We start from the raw sequence: 23,467 nt of genomic DNA on the forward strand, positions 1-23,467 counted from the left end.
AGACGGGTGACGACTTCACCGCGTCGGTCAGTGTTGACGGTACGACGTGGACCCCGTTCACGGACACCCTCACCAACGCTGCTGCGGCAGCCGGAGGGGTGGGTGTGTACTCGCTCGGCACCGGCAACCAGACGGTCGCTCCGACGGTCCGATTTGACTACTTCAACGTGAGTCAGTGAGGACCTAATTGAACAAGCACCAGGCCATGACGGTCGCACCACGAGTCCTTCCGGGACACACGTGGAGCATGCGGATCGTGATGATGATGGTGTCGCTGGTCGCCGCGGTCGTGGGAGGCGTGTTTCACGCCCCCGCGGCCGCGGCGCACGGCGGTCCGTATGAATTGGAAGTGCACAACGACGGTGCTGGCGGAGTGCAGGTCTTCGCGTACTACGTCGAGGACGGCCACATCGTCGAGGCGATCATGGATCCGGTCGTGGAAGCGGTGTCGGCAGACGGCGTCGAGCGAGGACCGATCCGGCTGATCTCCTCCGCGGAGGGACAGGGACGCTGGGTGTCTGAGGAGCCCTTCCTCGAGCCCGGCGACTGGACCGTGACGGTCACCACCACCACGCCGGACGAGGCGTCGGTGACCGAGCAGTACACCGTGGCCCCGTTCGACCCGCCTGCCCAAGACGAACCGATGGACGAGCCGGCCGAGCCCCAGCCCAGCGGCAGCGCCGCCACTGCTGACGACGAATCTGTCACCGATGACTCCGCTTCGACCGACGAGCTCGCCTCAACCGCCGACCAAGGCGGAGTCGGTGAGGGAGCCTATGCGTGGCTCATCGCCGCAGTCGTCGTCGTGGCACTCGCCGCGGCACTGGTGGCCTGGCGACGCTCGCGACGTTAGTCGCCGGCGCCCTCCGCGCATTCGACGTTCCACACGGCCACGCAGCCAGGGCGATCCTCGCGTGGCCAGCGTTCGATCAGACTGAACGTGCCGTTGCGACGCAATGCGCGATTCGCAAGATTTGACGTCCCGGAGTGGCGCTGGGTGGCGCCGGCAGGACCGATGCCGTTGTCTTCGACCCTGACCTCGACTCTGCCGCCGTGGGCTGCGAGCACGATGCGGACAGCGTCGGCGTGCGCGTGCCGGGCGACGTTCGAGACCAACTCCCGCGTGACGGCCACGAGATCGTCCGCGAGCGACGGGTCCCCGACGACAGCGGCATCCAGGTGTGGCCACTCGGCCACGACGGAGGGCTCGAACCCGAGCGACGAGCGCGCCAGCAGCAGTTCGCGGCGCAGTCGCTCGGCGATCGGTTCGTTGCTGCGCTGGCCGGCGAGGGAGCTCATCACCCCGCGCACCTCGTGCTGCGCCCGCTTGACGTGATCGAGGGTGCCACGCAGCCGCGAGGCCACCGACGCATCGGCATCCTCCGCAATGGCCTCGATCTGCATCGCGGTCGCGAACAACTCCTGAGAGACGAAGTCGTGGAGGTCGTCAGCGAGCCGCGCGCGCTCCTCGAGGAGAGCAGAGACGGACTTGACGTGGCTGAGCTCCGACAGACTCAGCGCGAGCGCGGCCTGTCCGGCGAACCGCTGGGCCAGGGACAGGTCCCCGGCGTCGAAGACCGTCGCGCCGCGCTCACGCCACAGCATCAGCAGGCCCACTGCGTGCCCCTGCGCGACGAGGGGCGCGTAGAGGGTCGGGCCGTATGCCATGACGGGCTCGAGCACATGGGACCCAGGGGGCTCGGCCGCCACCAGTCCCTCTCCTGAGCGGATGACGTCCATGCCCGTGCCCTCAGGTGGGAGCTCCAGCCCCAACAGGCGGTCCGCGCCATCGCCGGCGGTGACCTCCATCACCCACGCGTCGTCGACGCCGGGCAGCACCAGCGCGGCCGCGGCGGCTCCAGAGAGCTCGAGCGCGGCGTTGACGGTGCGCTGCATCGCGCCCTCCGCCCCCGGGTCGGAGAGCAGGTCCATCGTGATGCGCTGGGTTGCGACCAGCCACCTTTCACGCTGTCGTGCGAGATCGTAAAGCTGGGCGTGATCGATCGCGACGGATGCGGCGGCCGCCAGGGCCTGAATCGCCTGTTCGTCGGCGGGATGAAAGCCGCCTGGCTTGTTCGCGAGATACAGCTGACCGAAGGCACGGCCGCCGACGTGGAGTCCGGCGCCCAGGAAGCTGTCGAGCGGCGGGTGGCCCTCGGGCAGCCCGATGGAAGCAGGATGCGCGGCCACCTCCTCCAGCGCGATCGTGCCCTCGTGAGGGATCTCGCCCAGCACGCCGATCGGCCGCGGCGGCCTGCCAATGTGCTCGTGCACGGAGGCCGGCATGCCGTGAACGTAGAAGGCGGTGCTCTCGCCGCTCGGATCGAGCACGTTGATTGCCGCGAACCTCGCGGCCGTGAGCTCGGCGGCGGCCCCGAGGAACGCGTCCAGCACCAGCGGCAGGTCGAGCTCTTCGTTGAGCGCGATCACCGCCCGCGCGAGGGCGATTTCTCTGGCGTGGGCGTCAGGCATCGGTCTGCACAGGATCGAGGCTGACCGTGCGGTCGGCCGCATCGAGGAGGCTGAGGTCGTGGGTCACGATCACCACGCTACGGCCAACACGCCGCAGGTGGGTGAGGGCCGCGCGGAGCGCCTTCCGACCGGTGTCGTCGAGGTGCTCGCCGGGCTCGTCGATGAGATGGATCGGCTGCGGCGCCACCAGCGCGCGTGCGAGGAGCAATCGCCGTCGCTCGCCTCCCGAGACGGTGCCGCCGCCGGAACCCAGCACGGTGTCGAGACCGTCCGGAAGGGACTCCGCCCACCGCCGCAGCCCCACGATCTCGAGCGCCCCGAGCGCCTCGGCCCGGTCCACCTCGCCGCGGGCCACCCTCAGGTTCTCGAGCACAGTGGTGCCGAACACGTGAGCGTCCTCGGCCGTGATCGCCACTGCGATGCCGAGGTCGCGCTCGGAGGCGGGCAAACCGTCGATCAGCGCCTCGCCCGCGGCGGGCGACAGGGCTCCGCCCAGGGTCGCGAGCAGCGTCGTCTTGCCCACACCCGAGCGGCCCACGACCGCCACGACCTCGCCGGGCGCGACCTGAAAGCTGACGGGCGTGGTCGGAGTCATGAGCGGCCAGGCTGCGGAGATGTCGTGGGCCTCCAACACGGCCGATGCGGGTGCGGTGGCGTCGGCATCGGCACGGGCGGCACGGGCGGCGGTGGGTGGGGCGAGTTCTTCGATGCGCTCGGCGGCGCGGGCGGAGCGGAACAGCTGCTGCATCGCGGCCGGCACGGCGCCCACGGCCTCGAAGGCGGCGAGCGGCAGCAGGGCGACGATCGCGGCGGTGGTGGGACCGATCTCTCCCGTGGCGGCGGAGTTCACGGCCACCGCGATCGACCCGATCAGCGCGAGTCCGGCGGCGAGCGCCTGTACCGCCGCCGCCCATGCGGCGGGGCGCGCGGTGGCCTCGTGAGCGCGGGAGGATTCCGCATCCGCTTGAGACAGCTCGGCCTCGGCGACCGCGGTCGTGCCCCACACGCGGTGCTCGGCCGCGGCCTCCAAGGCGGACAGCGCGCTCTCGGTGACCCGCGCATCGGCCGTGACCGCGAGCGCCGCTGCGGCGCGGGCCGAGCGCAGCGTCAGCGCCGCGGCCACCACCCCCGCGATGGTCAGACAGACCGCGAGCACTGCGCCGGCGATCGGCACCAGCGCACCCGCGATGCCGATGGAAATGCCGGAAACGACCACGGCGGCTGCGAGCGGAATGAGACCGCGCACCACGGCATCGGTGATCGAGTCGACGTCCGCCCCGATGCGCGCCATCACTTGGCCGCGGGTGAGGGGCAGCACGTGCGCGGCGGGCGCGTGCGCGAGTCGCTCGTACACGCGCACGCGCAGAGACACCGCGCCACGCAGCGCGACCCCGTGCGACGTGAGCCGTTCGAGATAGCGGAACAGTCCCCGGCCGATTCCGAAGAACCGCACCACCACTGCGGCGACCGCGAGGTCGGCAGGGGAGGGCATGCCCGCGGCACGGGCGATCATCCATGCGGCGACTGCGGCCAGTCCCACGGCGGACCCCAGCGCGGCGGATCCGGTGAGGACGGCCAGCGCGGTGCGCCAAGGATCGAGGCCCGCGTCCCGCAGCACGCGTCGGAGGGCACCCGTGCGTGCACGCGTGGGCGGTCGGGCAGCGTCCGTCACGACGCCTCCGTCCGCGCGGACGCGACCTCGACCACGGCATCGGCCGCCGCCATGAGCTCCGGCTCGTGGGTCGCAACCACGACGGTCGCGCCACCCGCGGCGGCGGTGCGGATACGGTTCACCACGTCGGCGCGCGCATCGATGTCGAGGTGGGCCGTCGGCTCGTCGAGCACGAGGATCGGACGGCCCGAATCGAAGGCACGGGCGAGCGCCGCGCGTTCTCGCTGGCCCAGGCTCATGGTCCGGCCCGCCACGCCCAGGTCCGGCCGCTGGGGCACCCATGCGAACTGCTGGGCCCAGCCGTCGGCGTCGGTGTCGCTGAGCGGCACGGGCGTCCCGTCCGGCAGCTGGGCCGAGACGTCGCCCGCGTCGGGGCGGAGCAGACCCATCATCGCGAGCAGTGCCGTGGACTTGCCGTCGCCGTTCGGGCCCACCAACGCCGTGATCGCCCCGGGTCGCGCCTCGAAGGTCAGAGATTCCGGCGCACACCTGCGACCGTCGGGCGTCGCGACGCTCAAGCCCCGGATGCTGAGCGCGGCTCCCGCGAGCGAGGGAGCGGCGGCGTCGCCGCCCACAGGAGCGACTGGGGTGTCGAGCACGTCGAAGGCGGCGTCGGCGGCGGCGAGGCCGTCGGCGGAGGCATGAAAGTGCGTGCCCACGTTGCGCACCGGCAGGTACACCTCGGGGGCGAGGACCAGCACCGCGAGCGCGGTCTCGATGCTCACCTCGCCGTAGACCAGGCGGAACCCGAGCGTCACGGCGACCAGAGCGACCGCGAGAGTGGTGAGGAGCTCGAGCACCATGCCCGACAGGAACGCGACGCGCAACGTCCCCATGGTCGCGCGGCGCTGGGCGTCGCCGAGCTCACGCACGCGCGCGGCGGGGCCGCGGTGACGGCCGAGCGCCCGCAGCGTGGGCAGGCCTGCGATCAGGTCGAGCACTCGCGAGGACAGTCGCTGCATGGCCTCGAGGTGCTTCGCAGAGTGGGCGCGCGTCACGAGGCCGATGAGCACCATGAAGATCGGCACCAGCGGCAGGGTGCCGGCGATGATCGCCGCGGAGATCCAGTCGAGGTCGAGCACCACCACCAACATGAGCGGCGTGACGGTGGCGGCGAGCATGAGCTGCGGCAGGTAGCGGACAAAGTATGGGAGCAGCCCATCGAGACCGCGGGTGACGGTGGTGGTGACGTTCGAGCCCTCGCCGGAGGACGCCCACCTCGGACCCAGTCGGGCGGCGTGGGCGACTACCCTGCCGCGCAGCTCGGCGACGACGGCCACCCCCGCGCGGTGAGCGAGGCGCTCCTGAACCCCCACCACCAGCACCCTCAAGACGACGAGGACCGCGAGCCACAGCAGCCCAGTCTCCAGCGTGCGGACGCTCGTCGGCACGGCCGCGCCGATCCACCCGAGCCCGTCCTCCGTGAGGGGAGCGGGCGCCAGCACGGGCGCGAGCAGGCGGGCGATGACGAGCGCCTGCACTCCGATGATGATCGCGGTCAGCAGCCCGAGCGCCGCCGTCGTGATGACGTAGCGGCGCGCCGGACCGATGCGGGCGATCAGGCGCGGATCGAGGGGGCGCACGCCTCTACTTCTTGAGGAATGTGAGCGAGTTGTGCTCGGGGATGTTCTCCGCCGACAGCCGGCGCCGGAACACCCAGTACGTCCAGCCCTGGTAGATCAGCACCACCGGGGTGAGGATCACCGCCACCCAGCTCATCACCGTCAGCGTGTAGTCGGTGGAGGAGGCGTTCTGGACGGTCAGCGAGAACGCCGGGTCGGTGCTCGACGGCATCACGTCGGGGTAGAGGGACCCGAAGATCAGCACGACGGCGAACGCGATCGCGACGGCGTTTCCCGTGAATGCGATCCCGTAGCGTCCGATACGGCCCGCACCCACCGCGACGGCCAGGCCGGCCGCTGCGATCACGACCGCGCCCCACGTCCAGGCCACCCCGTACGCCAGCTGCGTCCAGATCGCGAACACTGCCGCGATCACGAGTGCGATCGGGGCCACCCGGCGCGCCACCGCCTCGGCGCGCTCGCGCACCTCACCGTTGGTCTTCAGCGCCAAGAAGATCGCGCCGTGGCTCAGGAACAGCGCGAGCGTGGTCGCGCCTCCCAAGAGCGCGTAGGGGTTCAGCAGGTTGAAGAACCCGCCGGTGTAGGTGAAGGTCTCGTCGATCGGGACGCCGCGCACCATGTTCGCGAACGCGACACCCCACAGGATGGAGGGGACCCACGCAGAGCCCATGATGACCCAGTCCCAGCGGCGCCGCCAGGAGTCCTCATTGATCTTGCCCCGGTACTCGATCGCCACCGCGCGCACGATGAGAGCGAGCAGGATCAGCAAGAGCGGGAAGTAGAAGCCCGAGAACAGCGTCGCGTACCACTCGGGGAAGGCGGCGAACGTCGCTCCGCCGGCCGTGAGCAGCCACACCTCGTTGCCGTCCCAGACGGGTCCGATGGTGTTGAGGGCGGTGCGCCGCCCTCGATCGCCCTTGCCCACCTTCTCCATGAGCATGGCGACGCCGAAGTCGAATCCCTCGAGCACGAGGTAGCCGGTCCACAGGACCGCGATGAGGATGAACCAGAAGATTGCGAGATCCATGTCCGCCCCTCCCTAGTACGCGAACGACATGGGTCGGTCGGAGTCGTCATCGGAGGGCTCCTCGTACTCGACGTGAGCCGCGCCCTCCGAGGCGTACCGCTGGATGAGCCGGAACCAGAACACGCCGAGCACCGCGTACACGAGAGTGAACACGATCATCGAGGTCGCCACCTCGCCCACGTCCGTGGCCGACGACACTCCGAACGTGGTCATCAACATCACCTGATCGGACCCCGTGGGGTTGGGGGCGACGACGAACGGCTGACGCCCCATCTCGGTGAAGATCCACCCGAAGCTGGCGGCCAGGTAGGGCATGGGCAGCGAGATGAGAGCGAGTTTGGACATCCACTCCTGATCGATCACCCGGCCCTTGCGGGTGAACCAGAAGATGGCCACGCACAGCGCGGCGCTGAACACCGCGAGCCCGATCATCAGGCGGAACGACCAGTACGTGACCGCGAGGTTGGGGCGGTACTCGATTTCGTCGCCGTTCGCGTCGAACGCGCCGTAGCGCTCGGCGTACATCTCTTGAAGCTCGTCCAGTCCCTTGACCTCGCCGTTCCAGTCCCCGGTGGCCATGTAGGACAGGAAGTGCGGGATCTCGATGATGTGGCGCACCGACTCGGGATCGTCGCCGGCCAGGTTTCCGAGGGTGAGCAGAGAGAACGGCGCCGGCCCGTCGGGCGTCTCCACGAGTCCCTCGGCGGCCGCCATCTTGATGGGCTGCTGCTCGAACATCAGCTTGGCCTGGATGTCGCCCGTGGCGACCAGGCCGACGCCGGAGATGAGCATGGTGACCGCGCCGAACCGTGCCGCGGTGCGGTACATCGACAGGTCGGCGTGGTCGCGGTCCTCGCGAGACTTGCGCACCATCCACCACACCGCGATGCCCGCGACGAACGTGCCCGCCACCAGGAACGCGGTGGCGATCACATGCGGGAAGGCGACCAGCGTGGTGTTGTTCGTGAGCACGGCCCAGATGTCCGTCATCTCCGCGCGGCCGGTCTCCTCGTTGTACACGGCGCCGACGGGGTGCTGCATCCAGGAGTTCGCGGCGATGATGAAGTACGCCGACAGGAACGAGCCGATCGCGAACGCCCACACGGTGGCGAGGTGCACCTTCTTGGGCAGCTTGTCCCAGCCGAAGATCCACAGCCCCAAGAACGTGGATTCGAGGAAGAACGCCGCGAGCGCCTCCATCGCGAGCGGGGCGCCGAAGACGTCTCCGACGAACCGCGAGTACTCCGCCCAGTTCATGCCGAACTGGAACTCCTGAACGATGCCTGTGGCGACGCCCAGCGCGAAGTTGATCAGCAGCAGCTTGCCGTAGAACTTGGTGAGCCGGAGGTACTTCTCGTTGCCCGTGCGCACCCACGCGGTCTGCAGGATGGCCACCATGGTGGACAGACCGATCGTGAGGGGAACCAGGATGAAGTGGTACACCGTGGTGATCCCGAACTGCCAGCGGGCGAGTTCAAGCACGTCCATTCGGAGCCTCCAGGGTCAGACACGGCACGGGGAAGCCGCGCCCCATAACCTACCCGGGGGAGTATGCATGGAGTGTCGGGACTTTGGTCCCGGGTGACGCGCCCGGCGGGCACGCTCCGTATGAAAGGGGCGTTCCACCGTTCTTGTGCCACAATGGTCGGCAGGTCGCACCCAGCCACACCGGGTGCCTACCGCGCGACAGACGCAGTAACTGCAACAGCTGCCAGTCCCGCCACGGTCTCTCGTTGGCTACAGCCGGCGTGAGACATCGGGGATAGGCGCTCTCGAGCAGGCGCCGCTGTCCGCCGCGACCTGAAGACTTCGGTGGCCGCATCACGCGAGTCACGACCGACGAGAGAGTATCGATGCGGTGTGTGGGCCGTATCGATCTGAGGTACCCGCGTTGAGCGAGGACAAGACCAGCCCCGAGACACCTTCGACCGCCGTGATCTTCCAGGCTCCCGAGCCCGCCGCGCCGCGGCGAGCATCGGCGCCCGCCGGTCCTCCCAACCCCTCCACGACGGCCGATGCGCCGGCAGGTTCGGGGCAGGGCGGCTCGCGGCGTGGACGCAAGGCAGCGGATTCTTCCGACGGGGCAGCGCCCAAGAAGAAGTCGGGTGGGCGAGCGAAGAGCGCCAAGAGCGCCCCCACGAAGGCCGAGGCCTCCGACGGCTCCGACAAGTCCAACAACTCGGGTAAGGGCAACGACGGCGGACAGCCGGACAACGCGCCGCAGGCAGACACCGCCTCACCGTCGGACAAGGCAGCGAAGTCCGACGACGCCGCGCAGTCCGACAATGCCGGCAAGTCGGGCGGCTCCGGCAAGTCCCGCAACTCGGGCAAGAACGATGACGGCGACTCCGCCGGCTCCGACGCCAAGAGCGGGGACCAGTCCTCCCACAAGGGTGATCAGGGGTCCGGCGACGGTGGCGACGCGGACGGCGATGGCGAGGGCGGCAAGCGCCGCCGCAGGCGTGGAGGCCGCGGTCGCGGCAAGAAGCGCAACGACGGCGACGGTTCGTCCGACGGAGACGCCTCGGATGACTCTCAGGGCGGCGACCAAGGCGAGTCGTCGGACCGGTCCGGTTCGGACGACCAGGATGGCGACGATGACGGTGACGGCTCGTCGCGGCGTCGGCGCCGCCGCCGCGGGTCGCGCTCGAGCGGTGGCTCGGGTTCGGGCTCCGGCTCGAACTCCGGCGACAAGTCGGGCAACGACGACCAGCTGCAGGGATCGACCCGTCTCCAGGCCAAGCGTCAGCGCCGTCGCGACAACCGCGATGGGCAGCGCCGTCGGCCCACCATCTCCGAGGCCGAGTTCCTCGCGCGCCGGGAGTCCGTCAAGCGCGACATGATCGTGCGCGAGAAGGACCACCGCGTGCAGATCGCCGTGCTCGAGGACGAGGTGCTCGTCGAGCACTACGTGTCCCACCAGGCGCAGCAGTCGATGGCCGGCAACGTGTACCTGGCACGCGTGCAGAACGTGCTGCCCGGCATGGAAGCCGCCTTCGTCGACGTGGGCCGCGGCCGCAACGCCGTCCTCTATGCCGGCGAGGTCAACTGGGATGCTGCGGGCCTCGAGGGCAAGCCGCGGCGCATCGAGCTCGCGCTCAAGCCCGGCGACACGGTCATGGTGCAGGTCACCAAGGACCCGATCGGGCACAAGGGCGCTCGCGTCACGAGCCAGATCTCGCTCGCGGGCCGGTTCCTGGTCTACGTGCCCGCAGGGGGCGTGACCGGCATCAGCCGCAAGCTTCCCGACAACGAGCGTGCACGCCTTAAGAAGTTGCTGCGCGAGGTCATTCCTGCGGACGCGGGCGTGATCGTTCGGACCGCGGCCGAGGGCGCCTCCGAGGAGGAGCTGCGCGCCGACGTCGAGCGTCTCAAGCGCCAGTGGGAGAACATCCAGGCCGAGGCCAAGTCCAACAAGGGCCCCACGCTGCTGCGCGGCGAGCCGGACATGGCCATCCGGGTGGTGCGGGACATCTTCAACGAGGACTTCGAGTCGCTCACGATCCAGGGGGATGACACCTGGAACTCGCTGAGCGCGTACGTGGGCCAGGTCGCTCCCGACCTGCTGCCGCGCCTGCAGAAGTACACCGGCGACGGAGACCTGTTCGCCGAGCTGCGCGTGGACGAGATGCTCACCAAGGGCATGGATCGCAAGGTGTGGCTGCCCTCCGGCGGCTCCCTGGTCATCGACCGCACCGAGGCCATGACGGTGATCGACGTCAACACGGGCAAGTTCGTGGGCAAGGGCGGCACGCTCGAAGAGACGATGACTCTCAACAACCTCGAGGCTGCGGAGGAGATCGTCCGCCAGCTGCGTCTGCGCGACATCGGCGGCATCATCGTCATCGACTTCGTGGACATGCTGCTCGAGGGCAACCGCGACCGGGTGCTGAGGCGACTCATCGAATGCCTGGGCCGCGACCGCACCAAGCACCAGGTCGCCGAGGTGACGAGCCTGGGACTGGTCCAGATGACGCGCAAGCGCGTGGGCCAGGGACTGGTCGAGGCGTTCTCGGAGACCTGCGAGCACTGCAAGGGTCGTGGCTTCCTGGTCAAGGGCGAGCCCGTCGCCGAGGCCACCGAGAAGCAGCCGGACAAGCGACGCGGTGGCCGCGGCGGGGGCAGGACCTCCAAGAAGCAGTCGGGCAACGACGATCACTCGCACGGCCAGTCCAAGGGAGAGACCCACGCCCTGGATGATCGTGACGAGGCGCGCGCGGCCGTGAAGGCGACGCTCGCATCGATCGCGGCGGCCGCCGAGAAGGCGCACCACCACGATTCTGATGAGGGCGCCGCTGACGGCACGCACGACAGCGCCGGCGCAGGCGAGGGGGCCGAGGGCCAGTCGCCTGAGGCGCCCGTGATCGACCTGCCCGAGCGCACCGAAGGGGCCGAGGCATCGGCCAAGACGCACGACTCGCCAAGCGACGCGCCGGACGCGGATGCGACGGGCGGCGAGGACCACCAGACCGAACCCTCCGACGGGGACGCTCAGCGGTAGTCGACTCGGGCCTCACCGGTTTGACCGGGGAGGTCCCGGGCGGGTACATTTGTGCGTCGGCGCGAAAGCGTCAGGGCCTGCCTGCGCCCAGTGAGGCAGCGGCAGGAAACCAGACCATACGTAGAGGATTGTAGATTTCATGGTGTACGCGATTGTGAAGGCCGGTGGCCGCCAGGAGAAGGTCTCCGAGGGCGATGTCATCGTCGTCGACCGTCTCAAGGCTGCGGCAGGTGACTCTGTCCAGCTTCCCGCACTGCTGCACGTCGACGGTGACAAGGTCACCTCCGACGCCGCGGCACTTGCGAAGATCACGGTCACCGCTGAGGTCGTTCGCGACGAGCGCGGGCCTAAGATCGACATCCTGAAGTATAAGAACAAGACCGGATACCGCAGGCGCATTGGTCACCGTCAGGACCTCACGCGCCTGAAGGTCACGGGCATCAAGTAAGCGAGGAAGCACTCATGGCTCATAAGAAGGGCGCGAGCTCCTCGCGCAACGGTCGCGATTCCAACGCTCAGTACCTGGGCGTCAAGCGCTTCGGCGGCGAGGTCGTCTCCGCTGGCGAGATCCTCATTCGTCAGCGCGGCACTCACCACCACCCCGGCAACAACGTGGGCCGCGGCAAGGACGACACGCTGTTCGCGCTGTCGGCCGGCACGGTCCAGTTCGGCCAGCGACGCGGTCGCAAGGTCGTCGATGTGGTGGCCGGCTAGTCCGACCCGCATCATCGTCTTCGTCAGGGGCGTCGCCGTGAGGGCGGCGCCCCTGACGCATTTTCTGACAACCTCGCGAAGGGAGGCGTCATGGCCACGTTCGTGGATCGCGTCACCCTGCATGTGACTGCCGGCAATGGCGGCCATGGAGTCGCCTCCGTGCACCGTGAGAAGTTCAAGCCGCTCGGCGGTCCCGACGGCGGCAACGGCGGTCGCGGCGGCTCCGTCATCCTGGTGGTGGACCCTCAGGTGACCACGCTGCTGGACTATCACCACGGACCGCACCGCACCGCGTCCAGCGGCGGCCAGGGCGCCGGCGACAACCGCCACGGCGCGGCCGCGCCTGACCTGCGCCTGGGCGTGCCCAGCGGCACCATCGTCAAGTCGCCGAGCGGCGAAGTGCTCGCCGACCTGGTGGGCGAGGGCGCCGAGTTCGTCGCCGCCTCAGGGGGCCGCGGAGGGCTTGGCAACGCCGCGCTGGCCACGACCAAGCGCAAGGCGCCTGGGTTCGCGCTGCTGGGAGAGCCCGGCGAGGAGAACACCGTCCTGCTCGAGCTCAAGTCCATCGCGGACGTCGCGCTCGTCGGATACCCGAGCGCCGGCAAGTCCTCGATCATCGCCGCGATGAGCAAGGTGCGGCCCAAGATCGCCGACTACCCCTTCACGACCCTCGTGCCGAATCTCGGCGTCGTCGAGGCCGGTGGCACGCGCTTCACGATGGCGGACGTGCCCGGCCTCATCGAGGGCGCCTCGGAGGGCAAGGGGCTGGGCCACGACTTCCTGCGCCACATCGAGCGCTGCTCGGTGATCGCCCACGTGCTGGACACCGCGACCCTCGAGTCCGACCGCGACCCGATCCGGGACCTCGAGGTCATTGCAGCCGAGCTGCGCGCCTACAGCGGGGACGATGCGATCAGCGGCATCCCGCTGGCCGAGCGGCCGCAGATCATCATCCTCAACAAGATCGACGTGCCGGACGGCCGCGACCTGGCGGAGATCGTGCGCCCCGATCTGGAGGCGACGGGGATGCCGATCTTCGAGATCAGCGCCGTCAGCCACGAGGGACTTCGCGAGCTGTCGTTCGCGCTCGCGACGATGGTCACCGACCATCGCGCGGCCGCGCCGGTGATCGAGCGCGCACCCATCGTGATCCGCCCCAAGGCGGTCGACGAGTCCGGGTTCACCGTGAAGCACGTGCGCGACGGCGCCGAGGACTACTTCCAGGTGCGCGGTCCGCGCGTCGAGCGCTGGGTGCGGCAGACCAACTTCGCCAATGACGAGGCCGTGGGGTATCTCGCGGACCGTCTTGCGAAGGCGGGCGTCGAGCAGGAGCTGTTCCGTGCCGGGGCGGTGCCGGGCTCGGAGGTCGTGATCGGCCCTCGCCAGGGCGGCGTGATGTTCGACTGGGAGCCCACCATGGGCACCGGAGCCGAACTGCTCGGCCAGCGCGGCTCGGACCTGAGAGTCGAGGACCACGAGCGCTCGGGACGCGCCACGCGCGCCGAGAAGCGTGCGGAGCACAAGGACAGGATGGACGCCAAGTCCGCCGCCCGCGAGGAGCTGTGGACCGAGCGCGACTCGGGGCACTGGACGGACCCCGCCAAGGACGAGTAGGCGTCGCGCATGACCGCACGTGAAGGAGAACTGGTGGAGGGCACGCGTGTCAGCGTCGCGCAGTCGCGGCGCATCGTCGTGAAGATCGGCTCGTCCTCGCTGACCGGCGCGGATGGACGCCTGAGCGAGCAGGTGGTCTCGCACCTCGCCGACGTACTGGCGGGGGTGCGGGTCTCCGGCCGTCAGGTGATCCTCGTGACGTCGGGAGCGATCGCCGCCGGCATCGGGCCGATGGGTCTCCCCGCCCGCCCCAGGGACCTCGCGACCGCACAGGCGACCGCATCCGTGGGCCAGGGCGCGCTCGTCGCCGCCTACTCGGCGGCATTCGCGCGCCACGGGCTCACCGTGGGGCAGGTCCTGCTCACCGCCGACGACATGATGCGCCGCTCGCACTACGGCAACGCGCAGCGGGCGTTCAATCGACTTCTCGACCTGGGCGTGCTGCCCATCGTGAACGAGAACGATGCGGTGGCGACCGACGAGATCCGCTTCGGCGACAACGACCGGCTGGCCGCGCTGGTCGCGACGGTCGCGCACGCGGACGCGCTGGTGCTGCTCACCGACGTCGACGGCCTGTACACCGCGGCTCCCGGCACCCCGGGCTCCGAGCGCATCGATGAGGTGCGCGGGGCCGAGGACCTGGCCGGCATCGACGTGTCGCGGCGGGGCACTGCGCTCGGCACGGGAGGGATGATCACCAAGCTCGAGGCCGCCTCGATCGCCACCACCTCCGGCATCCCGGTGGTGCTCGCGAGCGCGGCTGACGCGTCAGCGGCCGTCGCCGGCGACGCGGTGGGCACGCTCTTCCACCCGACTGGCAAGCGCGACACGACCCGCCTCCAATGGCTCGCCCACGCGGCACGCACCCGCGGGGCGATCGTGGTCGACGGGGGAGCGGTGAGCGCCCTCCAAGGGCGGCGCGCGTCGCTGCTCGCGGCGGGCGTCACCGAGATCCGCGGCGCCTTCGAGGCGGGGGAGCCAGTGGATCTGGTGGGCCCCGACGGCGTGGTGGTGGCGCGTGGATTCGCGGGCTTCTCCGCGGACGAGGCCCGGCAGATGCGCGGACTGAGCACTGACGCCTTGGGGGAGCGGCTCGGCGATGCCTACGCTCGCGAGCTCATCCACATCGACGACCTCGTCGTGATGTAGCACGGGCGCTGCCCGAATCCGGTCCGGGGGGGTCGGGACTAGACTGGAGCGCATGACTGCGACCGCCCCTTCCGTGGACATCGAGAGCGCCGTGCTCGAGGCGTGCCGGCGCGCCAAGGTGGCCTCGCGCGCGCTCGCGACCGCCACCCGATCGACCAAGGACAACGCCCTCCACGCGATGGCCGACGCCCTCGTCGATCAGGCGCCGGTCATCGTCGCCGCGAATGCCGAGGACCTCGAGCGCGGCCGCGCGAACGGCATGACTCCGGGACTGCTGGACCGGCTGGAGCTCACCGAGGACCGCATCGGCGTCATCGCCGAGGCGCTGAGGTTCCTCGCGTCGCTGCCGGACCCCGTCGGAGAGGTCAAGCGTGGTTCGACTCTTCCCAATGGCCTGCGTCTCATTCAGAAGGCGACGCCGATGGGCGTCGTGGGGATGATCTACGAGGCGCGGCCCAACGTCACCGTCGACGCGGCCGGACTCGCATTGAAGTCCGGCAACGCGGCGGTGCTGCGCGGCGGCTCGGCGGCGGCGCGCTCCAACGAGGTGATCGTCGGGGTCCTGCAGGACGCGCTGGAGACGGCTGGCCTGCCGCGCGACTCGGTCCAGTCGATCGACGCCTACGGCCGCGAGGGCGCGCGAGTGCTGATGAACGCACGCGGGCTCGTCGACGTGCTCGTGCCGCGCGGCGGACGGGAGCTCATCCAGGCGGTGGTGCGCGACTCCACCGTTCCCGCGATCGAGACGGGCGAGGGGAACTGCCACGTCTACCTCGACGCCTCGGCACCGCTCGAGCGGTCAGTCGCGATCGTCGTCAATTCCAAGACCCACCGGGTGGGCGTCTGCAACGCGGCCGAGACGCTGCTGGTGCACCGGGAGGCCGCGGATCGCGTGCTGCCCGCCGTGCTCGGCGCTCTGCACGAGGAGGGCGTGACGCTGCACGCGGACGCCGCCGCATCGGCCCTCGCTCCGGAGGGCGTGCCGACCGTGGCGGCGACCGAGGAGGACTGGGCCACCGAGTACCTGAGCCTGGATCTCGCGGTCCGGGTCGTGGACGGCCTCGATGAGGCCATCGCCCACGTGCAGCGCTATTCGACGGGTCACACCGAGGCCATCGTCACCGAGGACATCGGGGCGGCGGAGCGGTTCGTCAGCAGGCTGGACACCGCGGCCGTGATGGTGAACGCGTCGACGCGCTTCACGGACGGTGCACAGTTCGGGTTGGGCGCCGAGATCGGCATCTCGACCCAGAAGCTGCACGCGCGTGGCCCCATGGGTCTCGCCGAGCTCACCACCACCACGTGGATCGCGTACGGGGACGGACACGTCCGCCCCTGACGCGGATGCAGGGTTTGCACGCCCAACCGTGGAATAATCGACAGCCAAGCATACGAGAGGAACCACAGTGATCACCGAGGTGACGGAGACGAGCACCCACGTCGTCAACGAGCTGCCCATTCCTGCCGAGGCGTTCGGGCTGCTGACGTTCACGGGGCTGATGGCCCTGCTGTTCATCACCTACGCCTTCCGGAGCGTCGGCACCCGTCACTGACGTGAACGCACCGCAGTCGCGCGTCGGGGTTCTCGGCGGGACGTTCGACCCCATTCACCACGGCCACCTCGCGGCGGCCTCAGAGGTGTGTGCGGAACTGCGGCTCGACCAGGTGCTGCTCGTCCCTGCCAATGGCCAGCCCTTCAAGCAGGGGTTCGACAGCGCACCAGCCGAGGATCGGCTCGAGATGTGCCGTCTCGCGGTTCAGGGCGACGAGCGGTTCGCCGTCAGCCCCGTCGACATCGAACGTGGCGGCATCACCTACACCGTCGACACCCTCACGGACCTGCGCGCGCAGCTGCCCGAGGCGAGCCTGTACTTCATCACGGGCGCCGACGCGCTGGCCCGGTTCGACGAGTGGCGCGACGCGGAACGACTGAGCGACCTCGCACAGTTCGTGGGAGTCACTCGCGCGGGCCATTCGTTTCCTGAGAGCGACGCGGCGCATGCATGGGTCGAGGTCCCCGAGCTGGCGGTATCCTCGACGGATATTCGCCGACGGGTGAGGGCAGGTGCGCCGATTCGCTACCTCGTGCCCCGCGCGGTCGCCGACTACATCGCGCATCACGATCTGTATGCCGGAGGAATCGATGACTGACGAAAGCCGGCCGCTGTCGCGGCGGGAGCGCCGCGCACAGCAGGCGCGCGAGGCCGCGCGCCCGGCGGACGACACGGATGCCCTGGGCGATGCGCCCATCTCCGAGTCGATCCCCACTCACTCTCCCGAGGGCCGCCCACTGACCCGGCGCGAGCGCCGTCGCCTGGAGCGTTCCCGCCAGCCCATGGAGACGTGGACTGCGGAAGAAGAGATGATCGCCACCGGTCAGATCCCTGCGATGACGCCCGAGCGCATCGCCGAGCAGGAGCGCATCGCGCGTGAGAAGGCGGAGCAGGCTCAGCGCGAGGCCCAGGGCGAGGCGCGGCGCGCGCCCGAGGACCTGGAGGTCCTCCCGGAGGCCGAGGAACCGCCGGGCGACGCCGAGTCCGCTGTCGAGGACGCCGGTGCGCACGAGCCCTCCCGGGACGACGGTGCCCAGCACACGGACGTCGAGGGTACGGTCGGTCCGCACGACGACGTCCAGGGCGAGGACGCTCAGCACGCCGAACGTCCCGAGAACGAGGACGCTCAGCCGCTGGTCTTCGAGCCCGGACCTGAGCCGGAGGCCGCACGCGACGCCGACTCGGAGCCCCCGACCGCCTTCTCTCCCGTGGTCGAGCCCGCGATCGACGCCGAGCCGGCGCCAGCATCGGCGCCCGAGCCGGAATCCGCCCCAGAAGAGGGCGCGCCGACCCCGACCGTGCCACAGCGCACCAGCCTGATCCCCTCGGCGGCCGACGAGTCGACTGCGCCCGAGCCCGAGCCCGAGCCCGAGCCTGACGCCGCGGTCCCGGACCAGGCCTCCGGCGACGACGAGCCGCACCCCGGGCAAGAGACGGGCGAGCAGGAGACGGCCGAGCAGGAGTCGCAGGACGCCCCTGCCGAGTCCACCGAGTCCTTGCTGGGGATGCCGGCAGGGATGTCGCCCGAAATGTACGACGCGCTGTTCCCGCCCGGCTCGCTGCAGCGGCGGCTGATGGAGCAGCAGGCGACCGATCAGGCCGCTGAGGCTGCCGATGAGGCACCCGTCGAGGACCCCGCCGCAGAGATCCGTCACCTCACGGAGCAGGCTGTCGCGGGTCTCGATGCCGCGAGTTCACGCCGGTCCGCCTCGGCTCCTGAGATCGACGACCCCGCCGCCGAGGCTGCCGCCAACGCCATCCTGCCGAACGCGTGGGGGCCGGCCGCGAGCCCGGTGGCGCCGCCCGCCCTGTACACCGAGTCTCAGTCGGCGGATTCCCCGTCGGCGGACTACCAGACGGCACGGTCTCCAGAGTCGGGCCCGTCTGCCGCCTCCGTGCCCGGCGGCCCGTCAGGACTGTCGGCGCCGTCCACTCACTCGGCACCGTCCGCGCAGTCCTCACCCGGCGCATGGAGGAGCGAGCCTCGCGCTGATCAGCGGTCGCAGGACGCCGTGCCCACCGCGCCTGAAGTCTCGTCCGAGGGTCCAGGCGAGGAGCCCCCGGTGCGGATCGACCAGACTCCGTTCGACGCGATCCTGGGGGACCACCCGGGGACCGCGGCCCTGGATGAGGCGTCGCACGCTGCCGGGGAGCGGCACCGTCCGGCATTCCATTCGGTGGCCCACGCACAGCGGCAAGCCGAGTCGCCCGCGACCGTCCCCGACGGCCCCGCGGGCGTTCCCGACGCCTCCGCGCAGCTCGCACCTCACTATGCGGCGTTCGACGTCCCCCAGTGGTCCACGCCCACGCCCGAGCAGGCCGAGTCGTCGTGGTCGGCGCACCCGCTCATGCGGGTCGATCGGCCCGCTCCTGAGCTGCCCGAGGTCGAGTCCGCCAAGGACATCCCGCGGCCCGACCTGAGCAGCGTGCGGCGCCCCGCGTTCACGCCGCAGACGGATGGATTCCCGTCCATTGAGCCGGTGCCGACCGGCCAGATCGAGGTGCCTCCGCGCGAGCGCCCGGAACTCGATGCCGTGGGTGGCCCCCGGCACTTCAAGTGGGCCCACCTGGCGGTCTTCGGCGCCGTCGCCTTTCTTTTGGGAGTAGTGGTATGGAATCTCACGCTCAGGCCCTGACGGGCGCGTCCGAGGAGTCAGTGGCGATGGTGCGGCTCGCCGCGCAGGCCGCCGACGAGAAGAAGGCGGAGGACCTGGTGGCCCTCGACGTGAGTGCGCGCATGCCGCTCGCAGACATCTTCCTGGTCGCGTCGGGCAGCAACGAGCGCCAGGTCGTCGCGATCGCCGAGGGCATCGAGGAGGCGCTGCATGGCATGGGTGCCAAGGCAGTGCGTCGTGAGGGCGTGCGCGAGGGGCGCTGGGCGCTGCTCGACTTCAACGGCCTGATCGTCCACGTGATGCATCAGGAGGACCGCGCCTACTACGAACTCGAGCGGCTGTGGAAGGACTGTCCGGTCGTCGAGCTCGGCTAGGACCGCCGCCATGGAGGTCTACGTAGTCCGGCACGGCCAGACCGAGTGGAACGTCAAGGGACTCCTGCAGGGATCCTCCGATGTCGAGCTGACGGACGCTGGCCAGGCGCAGGCGGCCGCCACGGCGACTGCCCTCGCGGGCCTGCTTGAGGCCACCACGACGGTCGTCACCTCTCCGCTGGTGCGGGCGCGCGATACGGCCGATGCGATCGCCGGGGCCCTCGGGACGCAGACGCACGTCGACGAGCGGCTTCGCGAACGCGCCTACGGCGCGTGGGAGGGAATCACACCCGAGGAGCGCGAGAGCGGCTGGCCCGAGGAGGTCGAGGCGTGGCGCACCTACGGCAGCGCGGACGTGCCGGGCTTCGAGCACCACGACTTCGTGCGCGCTCGCATGGTCGAGTCGATCGAGGAGTGGGCCGAGCGCGTGACGGGCACGCTGCTGGTCGTGACGCACGGCAGCTCGGCGCGCGTAGGGATGCAGGGCCTGGTGGGACTGCCACTCGACCACCGCACGTTGGGCAACCTCGGCAATGCCGCGTGGTCGCGACTCACTCGCCGCGCGCACGGCGACTGGACCCTCGAGAGGCACAACGTGATGCCGGAGACCTTGGGGGAGCGACCGTGAGCCAGCTCGTTCTGTGGCGCCACGCGCGCACGGACCACAACGATGAGGGCCGCCTGCAGGGCTCCCTCGACATCCCGCTCGATGACGATGGGCGCGCACAGGCGGCGGCCGCCGCCGCGCGCATTGTTGCGCACGTGGGTGACCACGCACGTGTGGTGTCGTCGCCGCTGTCCCGAGCGAGCGCATCGGCCGATGAACTGTCCAGGCTGCTCGGAGTCGAAACCCAGGTGGACGAGGCCTTCACCCAGCGCCCGTATGGCGTGTGGGAGGGCCGCACGTGGGACGAGGTGCGCGAGCGCTGGCCCGAGGATTTCGAGCGTCGTCACCGGGGCCTGGAGCCGCGCATCGACGGCTGGGGAGCGTCCGCGGACGTCGCCGCCCGCGTGGGCGAGGGCCTGCGTCGCTGGTACGACCCGGAGACGCCCACCGTCGTGGTGAGCCACGGCAGCGCGATCCAGCTGGGCGTGCTGAACCTCGTGGGCCTCGATACCGAGTCCAGAGTCTTCGGCAAGATCCCGCACGGCGCCTGGCACGTCCTGACGCTGTCGGACTCGGGCGCGTGGCACGTCGACGCGTTCGCGCTCGGGGCGGATTAGCGCCGCGTCCGCGCGGTGCGTTACACTGTCAGTCGCTCTTCGGGGCGATGCATTGGGGCTGTGGCGCAGCTGGTAGCGCACCTGCATGGCATGCAGGGGGTCAGGGGTTCGAGTCCCCTCAGCTCCACGATGTGTTGAGACAGCATCATGAAGGCCGCTCCCTGACGGGGGCGGCCTTCGCTGTTTCCGCAGCGATCGGGCCTCCCAATTTGTGGCACGTGATGAGTGAGTAGTGTGCAACTGGCCATGAAGAGCGAGGGTGGGGTGAGCCCGATGCGGTCTCAAGATGAGCGAGATCCTGACGATCGCTGCCCCCGACGGCGTCTCCGTTGGTTCTTCGTCGTCGGCTCGTTGCTGTGATTTGCGGTATTCGTTGTTGATGCGCGAAATGAGCTTCCCGTGACTCGATTCTCGAATATTCTCGCGGGTGCGTCTGCGGCATCGCTTGTCCTCCTCCTCGCTGGTTGCGTCGACCCCACGGAGACGGGGGTGCTCGTGGCACAGTGCGATAGCGCGGTGAGCGTCTACACCGACATTCGGCCTCCCGACTTGATTGAGGGGGGCGTCGACCCAGACTTCTACTTTGATGAGCGAAGTGTTTTCGGAGAGGTTCGAGGCGACGAGCTCAGCATTCCCGTACCTCCCGCCGCTCCAGCGTCGTTCATGGTGATCATCTACTCCGAGGAACGTGCCGCAGTGCGCTACTGGGGCGATGACTTCGACGGTCAGCAGCGTTTCGTCATCGAAGGCGAGGACTGCCTGTCCACTCCCGGTGAGTAGCGATATCGCGCACGGCTCATGTGCTTTGCTGCTTCACTTGCGGGTTCGTGACAGGCACCGTCCCGATGCGGAGGCACATGGCAGGAAGCCCTAGACGGTTCACGCCGAGCGCGCGCACCGACTGGATTGATGCCAATTCGGCGCGTTTCGAACTGCTCGCTGGGCTGGAGTACTTCTCACTCTCCGAACGCGCGCATCTCGCCTGTTGCGTGCGATCTGCCAGGCTGAGTCAATGATCACAACGGCGTTGATCCTGGCGGGGCTTGCCGCCGCCGTGCACGTGTTCATCTTCTATCTTGAGTCCATCGCGTGGACCGGCAAGCGGGCGCGGGCCGTGTTCGGCACCACGGAGTCCGAGGCGCAGGCCACGAAGGGCCTCGCCTTCAACCAGGGCTTCTACAACCTGTTCCTCGCGATCGCCGTGCTGGTGGGCGTCGTCCTGACGGCAGCGGGGCACACCGTGGCAGGCGCGACGTCGGTGTTCGTGGGCGCTGCCTCGATGGCGGCCGCCGCGCTCGTCTTGGTGCTGTCCGACCGTGACTACGCCAGCGCGGCGCTCAAACAGGGCGTACTGCCCGGCCTCGCGGTGATCCTGCTTGCCGTGGGGCTCGCGCTCTAAGGGCTCAGCGAACCTTTCGCGGCATCGTCCGCGAGCCACGCCAGCGCACCCTGGGCCGCGACCACGCCCATGCTGAACGAGGCCTGGAGCAGGTAGCCGCCCGTGGGCGCCTCCCAGTCGAGCATCTCGCCCGCGACGAAGGTGCCGGGGAGCCGGCGCAGCATGAGGTGCTCGTCGACCTCGCTCCACGCGATGCCGCCTGCGGTCGAGATCGCGCGGTCGATGGGCATCGTTCCCGTCACCTCGATGGGCACCGCCTTGATCAGCGCCGCAATGGCCGCCGCATCGTGGGGGAGCGTGCCGCCCGAGGCCTCCCGCAACAGCCCGGCCGATGCGGGGTCGAGTCCGATTGCTCGCCGCAGCCAGTTGGAGGCCGAGTCCTTGGGCCTGCGCTTGCCCAGGCGTCTCGCAACGTCCTCGAGCGAAAGCTCCGGTCGGAGGTCGACCTCAAGCACGCATCGGCCGGTGGTGGCGAGCGCAGCGCGAATCGAGGCACCTCGTGCGTAGATGAGTCCACCCTCGACGCCCGAGGCGGTGAGCATGATCTCGCCGCGTCGCGGCTCGCCGCCAGCGACGGTGACGGACACGTTCTTGAGGGGAGTGCCCGCGAACCGGTTGGCGAAGACCTCAGACCAGGCGACACGCACCCCCACGTTGGCGGCCTCGAGAGGCGTGACGTCGATGCCCCGCTCGGCGAACTGGCCCACCCACGTCCCGTCCGCGCCGAGGTGAGGCCACGACGCCCCGCCGAGGGCGAAGACCGTGACATCGCTCGAGACCTCGCGCGTCTCGCCGTCCTCATCGGTGATCAGTAGCGACCCGTTGCCCGCCCAGCCGGTCCACGTGGTGCGGCGCTCGATCTGTACGCCAAGCTCCGCCAAGCGCGTCAACCACGCGCGGAACAGCGGCGTGGCGCGGAGCGCCTGGGGGAAGACCCGACCGCTCGTGCCGACGAAAGTCGGCTCACCGAGGTCGGCTGCCCACTCGCGAAGGTCGTCCGGTCCGAACCCCTCGACCATGGGCGCGATCCGGTCAGTGGACGCGCCGTATCGCGTGACGAAGCGATCGCGGTCCTCGGAGTGTGTGAGGTTGAGTCCGCCGTGGCCCGCGAGCAGGAACTTCCTCCCGGGGGAGGGCATGCGCTCATGGACCGTGATGGCCACCCCGGCCCGGGCCAGGACCTCCGCGGCCATCAGGCCGGCCGGGCCGCCGCCAATGACGCGTGCCGTGCGCATCAGTCGCGCCGTGAGCGCGTATCGTCCTCGAGCTCGTTGAAGTACACCCGTCGAAGGGGAGAGCCCGCCAGGTACGACGAGCGTGCGAGCGCCATGGATCCCACCGCAGAGGTCAGCAGCTGCGCCGCGACGATCAGCAGCACGACCACGAGGTTCATGGCGGTGAACTCGTAGAGCAGAGCGCCGCTCACGATGAGCACGATGCCGATGCCTCCGGCCGTGCCGACCGCGGACACCTGGGTGTAGGCATCGGGGAATCTGAGAAGGGCGAGCGCCCCGGTGACGAACACCATGGCGCCCAGGATGATGGCGATCGAGCCGAAGATCTCCAGCAT

General features: G+C 69.9%; 22 protein-coding genes and 1 tRNA gene. 16 read left to right on the forward strand and 7 right to left on the reverse strand.

Annotation, left to right across the window (positions count from 1 at the left end; translation table 11 throughout):
- The first annotated feature begins 205 nt into the window (after positions 1-205).
- Entirely contained in the window at positions 206-853 is a 648-nt protein-coding gene (locus ACNI14_RS11175) for a hypothetical protein (RefSeq protein WP_420520121.1), read from the forward strand.
- Here the strand turns inward: ACNI14_RS11175 and ACNI14_RS11180 are convergent.
- From ACNI14_RS11180 to ACNI14_RS11200, 5 genes are read right to left on the reverse strand one after another with little or no spacing between them, the layout of a single operon-like run.
- Positions 850-2,472, reverse strand: a complete 1,623-nt coding sequence (locus ACNI14_RS11180) for a sensor histidine kinase (protein ID WP_420520122.1) — start codon at positions 2,470-2,472, stop codon at positions 850-852. The genes ACNI14_RS11175 and ACNI14_RS11180 overlap by 4 nt on opposite strands.
- On the reverse strand, positions 2,465-4,144 hold the full coding sequence (cydC, locus tag ACNI14_RS11185) for a thiol reductant ABC exporter subunit CydC (protein WP_420520123.1): 1,680 nt from the start codon (positions 4,142-4,144) through the stop codon (positions 2,465-2,467). The genes ACNI14_RS11180 and cydC overlap by 8 nt, the downstream gene beginning before the upstream one ends.
- Positions 4,141-5,727 carry an ABC transporter ATP-binding protein/permease gene (locus tag ACNI14_RS11190; RefSeq protein WP_420520124.1) on the reverse strand — a complete coding sequence of 529 codons (1,587 nt, stop codon included), beginning with the start codon at positions 5,725-5,727 and terminating at the stop codon, positions 4,141-4,143. The genes cydC and ACNI14_RS11190 overlap by 4 nt, the downstream gene beginning before the upstream one ends.
- Positions 5,728-5,731: 4 nt before the next feature.
- Positions 5,732-6,754 carry a cytochrome d ubiquinol oxidase subunit II gene (gene cydB, locus ACNI14_RS11195; protein WP_420520125.1) on the reverse strand — a complete coding sequence of 341 codons (1,023 nt, stop codon included), beginning with the start codon at positions 6,752-6,754 and terminating at the stop codon, positions 5,732-5,734.
- 12 nt (positions 6,755-6,766) lie between these two features.
- A complete protein-coding gene (locus ACNI14_RS11200; protein ID WP_420520126.1) occupies positions 6,767-8,242 on the reverse strand; it encodes a cytochrome ubiquinol oxidase subunit I in 1,476 nt (491 codons plus the stop codon).
- Between the two features lie 403 nt (positions 8,243-8,645).
- Between ACNI14_RS11200 and ACNI14_RS11205 the strand changes: the two genes are divergently transcribed.
- The 15 genes from ACNI14_RS11205 (at position 8,646) to ACNI14_RS11275 (ending at position 21,897) form a co-directional block, all read left to right on the forward strand.
- Positions 8,646-11,255 carry an Rne/Rng family ribonuclease gene (locus ACNI14_RS11205; protein ID WP_420520127.1) on the forward strand — a complete coding sequence of 870 codons (2,610 nt, stop codon included), beginning with the start codon at positions 8,646-8,648 and terminating at the stop codon, positions 11,253-11,255.
- 139 nt (positions 11,256-11,394) lie between these two features.
- Positions 11,395-11,703, forward strand: coding sequence for a 50S ribosomal protein L21 (rplU, locus tag ACNI14_RS11210; RefSeq protein ID WP_420520128.1), 309 nt, complete (start codon positions 11,395-11,397; stop codon positions 11,701-11,703).
- 14 nt (positions 11,704-11,717) lie between these two features.
- Positions 11,718-11,969 carry a 50S ribosomal protein L27 gene (gene rpmA, locus ACNI14_RS11215; protein WP_420520129.1) on the forward strand — a complete coding sequence of 84 codons (252 nt, stop codon included), beginning with the start codon at positions 11,718-11,720 and terminating at the stop codon, positions 11,967-11,969.
- Positions 11,970-12,059: 90 nt separating this feature from the next.
- Positions 12,060-13,583 (forward strand): GTPase ObgE, encoded by a 1,524-nt coding sequence (gene obgE / locus ACNI14_RS11220; protein ID WP_420520130.1) that lies wholly within the window; start codon positions 12,060-12,062, stop codon positions 13,581-13,583.
- Between the two features lie 9 nt (positions 13,584-13,592).
- Positions 13,593-14,732: a glutamate 5-kinase gene (gene proB, locus ACNI14_RS11225; RefSeq protein ID WP_420520131.1), complete on the forward strand. Its 1,140-nt coding sequence runs from the start codon at positions 13,593-13,595 to the stop codon at positions 14,730-14,732.
- Positions 14,733-14,784: 52 nt separating this feature from the next.
- Positions 14,785-16,071 (forward strand): glutamate-5-semialdehyde dehydrogenase, encoded by a 1,287-nt coding sequence (locus ACNI14_RS11230; protein ID WP_420520132.1) that lies wholly within the window; start codon positions 14,785-14,787, stop codon positions 16,069-16,071.
- A 67-nt stretch (positions 16,072-16,138) separates the two neighbouring features.
- Positions 16,139-16,285, forward strand: a complete 147-nt coding sequence (locus ACNI14_RS11235) for a hypothetical protein (RefSeq protein ID WP_420520133.1) — start codon at positions 16,139-16,141, stop codon at positions 16,283-16,285.
- Position 16,286: 1 nt separating this feature from the next.
- Positions 16,287-16,883: a nicotinate-nucleotide adenylyltransferase gene (gene nadD / locus ACNI14_RS11240; protein WP_420520134.1), complete on the forward strand. Its 597-nt coding sequence runs from the start codon at positions 16,287-16,289 to the stop codon at positions 16,881-16,883.
- Positions 16,876-18,921 carry a hypothetical protein gene (locus tag ACNI14_RS11245; RefSeq protein ID WP_420520135.1) on the forward strand — a complete coding sequence of 682 codons (2,046 nt, stop codon included), beginning with the start codon at positions 16,876-16,878 and terminating at the stop codon, positions 18,919-18,921. Before nadD ends, ACNI14_RS11245 begins: the two co-directional genes overlap by 8 nt.
- On the forward strand, positions 18,897-19,274 hold the full coding sequence (rsfS, locus tag ACNI14_RS11250; protein ID WP_420520136.1) for a ribosome silencing factor: 378 nt from the start codon (positions 18,897-18,899) through the stop codon (positions 19,272-19,274). The genes ACNI14_RS11245 and rsfS overlap by 25 nt, the downstream gene beginning before the upstream one ends.
- A 10-nt stretch (positions 19,275-19,284) precedes the next feature.
- The gene (locus ACNI14_RS11255; RefSeq protein ID WP_420520137.1) at positions 19,285-19,902 is read left to right on the forward strand and encodes a histidine phosphatase family protein; all 618 of its coding nucleotides are present in this window, start codon (positions 19,285-19,287) and stop codon (positions 19,900-19,902) included.
- The gene (locus ACNI14_RS11260) at positions 19,899-20,498 is read left to right on the forward strand and encodes a histidine phosphatase family protein (protein ID WP_420520138.1); all 600 of its coding nucleotides are present in this window, start codon (positions 19,899-19,901) and stop codon (positions 20,496-20,498) included. The genes ACNI14_RS11255 and ACNI14_RS11260 overlap by 4 nt, the downstream gene beginning before the upstream one ends.
- Positions 20,499-20,552: 54 nt before the next feature.
- Positions 20,553-20,625: transfer RNA gene (locus ACNI14_RS11265), tRNA-Ala, on the forward strand.
- Positions 20,626-21,014: 389 nt separating this feature from the next.
- The gene (locus ACNI14_RS11270) at positions 21,015-21,278 is read left to right on the forward strand and encodes a hypothetical protein (RefSeq protein WP_420520139.1); all 264 of its coding nucleotides are present in this window, start codon (positions 21,015-21,017) and stop codon (positions 21,276-21,278) included.
- Positions 21,279-21,510: 232 nt separating this feature from the next.
- Positions 21,511-21,897, forward strand: coding sequence for a DUF1304 domain-containing protein (locus ACNI14_RS11275; protein WP_420520140.1), 387 nt, complete (start codon positions 21,511-21,513; stop codon positions 21,895-21,897).
- Here ACNI14_RS11275 and ACNI14_RS11280 read toward each other — a convergent pair.
- Both ACNI14_RS11280 and ACNI14_RS11285 read right to left on the reverse strand, forming a co-directional pair.
- Positions 21,894-23,132 (reverse strand): BaiN/RdsA family NAD(P)/FAD-dependent oxidoreductase, encoded by a 1,239-nt coding sequence (locus tag ACNI14_RS11280; RefSeq protein ID WP_420520141.1) that lies wholly within the window; start codon positions 23,130-23,132, stop codon positions 21,894-21,896. The two genes, ACNI14_RS11275 and ACNI14_RS11280, sit on opposite strands and share 4 nt — an antisense overlap.
- The gene (locus ACNI14_RS11285; RefSeq protein WP_420520142.1) at positions 23,132-23,467 is read right to left on the reverse strand and encodes a cation:proton antiporter; all 336 of its coding nucleotides are present in this window, start codon (positions 23,465-23,467) and stop codon (positions 23,132-23,134) included. The genes ACNI14_RS11280 and ACNI14_RS11285 overlap by 1 nt, the downstream gene beginning before the upstream one ends.

The organism is Demequina pilifera (genome assembly GCF_048814985.1).
Taxonomy (GTDB): Bacteria; Actinomycetota; Actinomycetes; order Actinomycetales; family Demequinaceae; genus Demequina.

Coding starts and splice junctions, on each gene's coding strand:
- ACNI14_RS11175 (WP_420520121.1), top strand. CDS start 206: ATGACGGTCGCACCACGAGTCCTTCCGGGACACACGTGGAGCATGCGG.
- ACNI14_RS11180 (WP_420520122.1), bottom strand. CDS start 2,472: ATGCCTGACGCCCACGCCAGAGAAATCGCCCTCGCGCGGGCGGTGATC.
- cydB (WP_420520125.1), bottom strand. CDS start 6,754: ATGGATCTCGCAATCTTCTGGTTCATCCTCATCGCGGTCCTGTGGACC.
- ACNI14_RS11200 (WP_420520126.1), bottom strand. CDS start 8,242: ATGGACGTGCTTGAACTCGCCCGCTGGCAGTTCGGGATCACCACGGTG.
- rplU (WP_420520128.1), top strand. CDS start 11,395: ATGGTGTACGCGATTGTGAAGGCCGGTGGCCGCCAGGAGAAGGTCTCC.
- rpmA (WP_420520129.1), top strand. CDS start 11,718: ATGGCTCATAAGAAGGGCGCGAGCTCCTCGCGCAACGGTCGCGATTCC.
- obgE (WP_420520130.1), top strand. CDS start 12,060: ATGGCCACGTTCGTGGATCGCGTCACCCTGCATGTGACTGCCGGCAAT.
- proB (WP_420520131.1), top strand. CDS start 13,593: ATGACCGCACGTGAAGGAGAACTGGTGGAGGGCACGCGTGTCAGCGTC.
- ACNI14_RS11230 (WP_420520132.1), top strand. CDS start 14,785: ATGACTGCGACCGCCCCTTCCGTGGACATCGAGAGCGCCGTGCTCGAG.
- ACNI14_RS11245 (WP_420520135.1), top strand. CDS start 16,876: ATGACTGACGAAAGCCGGCCGCTGTCGCGGCGGGAGCGCCGCGCACAG.
- rsfS (WP_420520136.1), top strand. CDS start 18,897: ATGGAATCTCACGCTCAGGCCCTGACGGGCGCGTCCGAGGAGTCAGTG.
- ACNI14_RS11255 (WP_420520137.1), top strand. CDS start 19,285: ATGGAGGTCTACGTAGTCCGGCACGGCCAGACCGAGTGGAACGTCAAG.
- ACNI14_RS11275 (WP_420520140.1), top strand. CDS start 21,511: ATGATCACAACGGCGTTGATCCTGGCGGGGCTTGCCGCCGCCGTGCAC.
- ACNI14_RS11280 (WP_420520141.1), bottom strand. CDS start 23,132: ATGCGCACGGCACGCGTCATTGGCGGCGGCCCGGCCGGCCTGATGGCC.
- ACNI14_RS11285 (WP_420520142.1), bottom strand. CDS start 23,467: ATGCTGGAGATCTTCGGCTCGATCGCCATCATCCTGGGCGCCATGGTG.